Source organism: Streptomyces sp. NPDC086519, assembly GCF_040686075.1.
Lineage (GTDB): Bacteria > Actinomycetota > Actinomycetes > Streptomycetales > Streptomycetaceae > Streptomyces > Streptomyces shenzhenensis.
Window position 1 is genome coordinate 1 of sequence record NZ_JBFBJL010000147.1, and the last position, 4,102, is coordinate 4,102.

4 protein-coding genes are annotated in these 4,102 nt (G+C 71.0%); 2 read left to right on the forward strand and 2 right to left on the reverse strand.

Annotation, left to right across the window (positions count from 1 at the left end; all coding sequences use genetic code 11):
- Positions 1-144: 144 nt before the first annotated feature.
- Positions 145-2,253: a glycogen debranching protein GlgX gene (gene glgX, locus AB0P24_RS47605; protein ID WP_365805699.1), complete on the reverse strand. Its 2,109-nt coding sequence runs from the start codon at positions 2,251-2,253 to the stop codon at positions 145-147.
- Between the two features lie 23 nt (positions 2,254-2,276).
- The gene (locus AB0P24_RS47610; protein ID WP_365805701.1) at positions 2,277-2,780 is read right to left on the reverse strand and encodes a pep a2; all 504 of its coding nucleotides are present in this window, start codon (positions 2,778-2,780) and stop codon (positions 2,277-2,279) included.
- 305 nt (positions 2,781-3,085) lie between these two features.
- Here AB0P24_RS47610 and AB0P24_RS47615 point away from each other — a divergent pair, with 305 nt between their 5' ends.
- Positions 3,086-3,388, forward strand: coding sequence for a DUF5133 domain-containing protein (locus AB0P24_RS47615; protein ID WP_365805703.1), 303 nt, complete (start codon positions 3,086-3,088; stop codon positions 3,386-3,388).
- A gap of 102 nt (positions 3,389-3,490) precedes the next feature.
- The coding region (locus AB0P24_RS47620) for a maltotransferase domain-containing protein (protein WP_365805705.1) at positions 3,491-4,102 on the forward strand (612 nt) is incomplete at its 3' end.

Sequence of the window (4,102 nt, forward strand, 5' to 3'; positions counted from 1 at the left end):
GGCGCCCACATCCACACCCTCCGCACCGAACACGGCTGGTCCCTCCGCGAAGTCGCCCGACAAACCGAACTTGCACGCAGCGCCCCTTCAGGGGCGCGGGGAACTGCGCGAGCAACCCCCACGCACCCGCAGACGCATACGGCGCTACCTCGACGGCCGCGACAGCACGATCACGCTCCGGGCCTCGGCCCGCAGCCTCGTGCCCGCCTTGCGTTCGCGTTCGTCCGGCATCCCCTCCGGGTCGGCCGTGTCGATGAGGGTCGTCCAGCGTTCGCCGTAGGAGTCGTCGGGCAGCCGGAAGCCGACCGGCTCCCAGTAGCCGTTGAGGAGCAGCAGGAACGAGTCGTCGACCAGGCGCCGCCCGTAGGGGTCGCGTTCGGCGATGGCGTCGCCGTTGAGGAAGACACCGACCGAGTGCGCGTCGGCGCGCTGCCAGTCCCGGTCGGTCATCTCGCGGGCGTCGGGCAGCAGCCACACCAGGTCGGGCAGCGGCTGCCCGGGGTGCACGGCGGTCTCGCCCCTGAAGAAGCGCCGCCGGCGCAGCACGGGGTGGGCGGCGCGCAGCGCGATGACGTACCGGGTGAAGTCGGCGAGCGCCCGCTGCTCCTCGGTCAGCTCCCAGTCGATCCAGGAGACGTCGTTGTCCTGGCAGTAGGCGTTGTTGTTGCCGCCCTGGGTGCGGCCGAGTTCGTCGCCGTGGCTGAGCATGGGGATGCCCTGGGACAGCAGCAGGGTGGCGAGGAAGTTGCGCTGCTGACGGGCCCGCAGTTCGAGCACGGCCGGGTCGGTGGTCGCGCCCTCGGCACCGCAGTTCCAGGACCGGTTGTGGCTCTCGCCGTCCCGGTTGCCCTCGCCGTTGGCCTGGTTGTGCTTGTCGTTGTACGACACCAGGTCGCGCAGCGTGAAGCCGTCGTGCGCGGTGACGAAGTTGACGCTGGCCCGGGGCCGCCGTCTGCTGTGCTGGTACAGGTCGGAGGAGCCGGTGAGCCGGGAGGCGAACTCACCCAGCGAGCCCGGCTCGGCCCGCCAGAAGTCCCGTACGGCGTCCCGGTACTTGCCGTTCCACTCCGACCACAGCGGCGGGAAGTTGCCGACCTGGTAGCCGCCCTCGCCCACGTCCCACGGCTCGGCGATGAGCTTGACCCTGCTGATCACGGGGTCCTGCTGGATCAGGTCGAAGAACACCGAGAGGCGGTCCACCTCATGGAACTGCCTCGCCAGCGTGGCCGCGAGGTCGAAGCGGAAGCCGTCGACGTGCATCTCGGTCACCCAGTACCGCAGCGAGTCCATGATCAGCTGGAGCACGTAGGGGTGCCGCATCAGCAGGCTGTTCCCGGTGCCGGTGGTGTCGTAGTAGTGCGCCCAGTCGCCGTCGACCAGCCGGTAGTAGGAGGCGTTGTCGATGCCCCGGAAGGACAGGGTCGGGCCCATCTCGTTGCCCTCGGCGGTGTGGTTGTAGACCACGTCGAGGATCACCTCGAGCCCGGCCGCGTGCAGCGCCTTCACCATCGCCTTGAACTCGTTGACCTGCTGGCCCCGGCTGCCGAAGGCGGCGTAGGCGTTGTGCGGGGCGAAGTAGCCGATGGTGTTGTAGCCCCAGTAGTTGGACAGCCCCCGGTCCTTGAGCACCCCGTCCTGCACGAACTGGTGCACCGGCATCAGCTCGACCGCGGTGACCCCGAGCGAGGTCAGGTGGTCGAGGACCGCCGGGTGGGCGAGACCGGCGTAACTGCCTCTGAGTCGTTCGGGTACCTCCGGATGGGTGAGGGTCAGGCCGCGGACATGGGCCTCGTAGATCACCGAGTCGGAGTACGGCCGCCGGGGCGGGCGGTCGTCGCCCCAGTCGAAGAAGGGGTCGGTGACCACGCCGAGCATGGAGTGCCCGGCGCTGTCGGCCGGGCTCGGGCCGCCGGGGGTGCGTTCGTAGAGGGAGGCGTGGTTGTCGATCTGGCCGTCGATCGCCCTGGCGTACGGATCCAGGAGCAGCTTCGCCGGATTGCACCGGTGGCCGAGGTCGGGGTTCCAGGGGCCGGTCACCCGGTAGCCGTAGCGCTGCCCCGGTCCGACGCCGGGCAGGTAGGCGTGCCAGACGAAGCCGTCGACCTCGGTCAGCTGCACCGTCGTACGGGTGGCGGCGTCGTTCACCAGGACCAGGTCGACCCGCTCGGCGACCTCGCTGAACAGGGCGAAGTTGGTGCCCTGGCCGTCGAAGGAGGCCCCCAGCGGATAGGGGTGCCCGCTCCACACGGGCACCCCTTTCCGGGACTTCCTCGCCGTCACCGGGCGCCTTCCAGGACGCCGTCTGCGGATGCGGCCAGCTGGGCGACCGGACGCTCGCGCGGCACCCGCAGGACCCGGCGCAGGCGGGGCGCAGGCCCGGTGCGGACCAGCGGGACGCGCTCCCCGGACCGGGCCCGCTGCGAGAACCAGATGATCTTGCTGCCGGCCTCCGAGGCACAGCAGCCCCAGCCGTCGCTGGTCGCGGCGAGATGCGCCAGGCACGGGCGCAGATCCTGGTCGGGGCGGAGATCCCGGTCGTGGTCACCGATGGCGGTGATCAGGTGCTGCCCGTTCCACCACATCTCGATGGACGTGTGCTTGTCCCTGGCGTGCTGGTCGATGGCGGTCAGCAGCAGTTCGGCACCGCGGCAGACGGGTTCCACGAGGTTGTCGAGATCCCAGTAACGCAGGTGGGCGGCCAGTATGCGGCTCACCTGTCCCACCCGTTCCGGGCTGACCTCCACGTCGAGGTGGTAGTAGCAGGGCACTGCGGTCTTCATTGTCGCTAGCTCCTCACCCGCGAAGCTCCCGCTCCCCCTCACCCGTCCGGAAATCCGTTCCGGGCGCGCAGCGTGAGCGCTGGTCGCTCCTGAGTCACCTTCACTGTGGGGGTGCTACGCCATTCGTGCAACACGAGAGGCGCACGAGGTGGTTGAAGATCCAACAAGACGCTCCGTCATCGGGCGTGCACCATGAGTGAAAGCCTCGATTCGCCGTAACGGCTCCGTGCCCTTCCCTGCCCGGACGCTCCCCCGACCCCGGGGACACGTGCCCATTCGAGAGCGTCGGAAGGAAAGACACGGCCATGCTGCTACCCGCGAAGGCCGAGGTGGCCCGGCAACTGCGGCGCTACCGGGCGTGGGAGCGCGTCATGCTCGCCTCGCCGCAGGACCGTGAGGTGCGGTCCACCTTCGAGGACTCGGGCTACACGCTGTGCGTGCTGATGGGCAAGCGCTGCGCCCGGGAGGCGGTGGACGCGGCCGAGCGCTATCTGCGCACCAGCCTCGTCACCTATGTGCGCGAGCAGCGGGAACAGGGCGGGCGGCCCCGGCTGACCGAGGCGGTCCGGCAGGGTCCGCCCCCGGACCGGCGTTCCGCGAGGCAGTGATCCCGCAGGCGGACCCCGCGGGAAGGCAACGGTCTTCCGGCACACTACGGACCGCGGAGCCGGGCCCCGGGCCCGGCTCCGCGCACGGCGGAGGTGAGACCCATGAAGGCGACTGAGCCCATCGGCCGCGTTCCGGTGCGTGACGTCCGGCCGGCCGTGGAGTGCGGCAGGCGGCCGGCGAAGGCGGTACCCGGCGAGACCTTCCAGGTCACCGCCACCGTCTTCCGCGAGGGTCATGACGCCGTCGGCGCCAATGTGGTGCTCCGCGATCCCGAGGGCCGGCCCGGCCCCTGGACGCCGATGCGGGAACTGGTCTCCGGCACCGACCGCTGGGGCGCGGAGGTCACCCCGGACGCGACGGGCCGCTGGACGTATCACGTGGAGGCCTGGAGCGCCCCGCTCGTCACCTGGCGGCAGCACGCCCGGGTGAAGATCCCGGCGGGCGTCGACACCGGCCTGGTCCTGGAGGAGGGCGCCGAGCTGTACGAGCGGGCGGCCGCCGAAGTCCCCGAGGGCCCGGACCGCGAGCGGGTGCTGGCGGCCGCCCGGGCCCTGGGCGACGACTCCCTGCCCCTGCACACACGGCTCGCGAACGCCCTCGCTCCCGAGGTGGACGACATCCTGGCCCGTCATCCGCTGCGGGAGCTGGTCACCGCCTCCGAGCCGCTGCCGCTGCTCGTCGAGCGCGAACGGGCCCTGTACGGCTCCTGGTAC

Excerpts from the sequence above, each read along its gene's own strand:
- AB0P24_RS47610 (WP_365805701.1), bottom strand. The coding sequence starts at position 2,780 with ATGAAGACCGCAGTGCCCTGCTACTACCACCTCGACGTGGAGGTCAGC.
- AB0P24_RS47615 (WP_365805703.1), top strand. The coding sequence starts at position 3,086 with ATGCTGCTACCCGCGAAGGCCGAGGTGGCCCGGCAACTGCGGCGCTAC.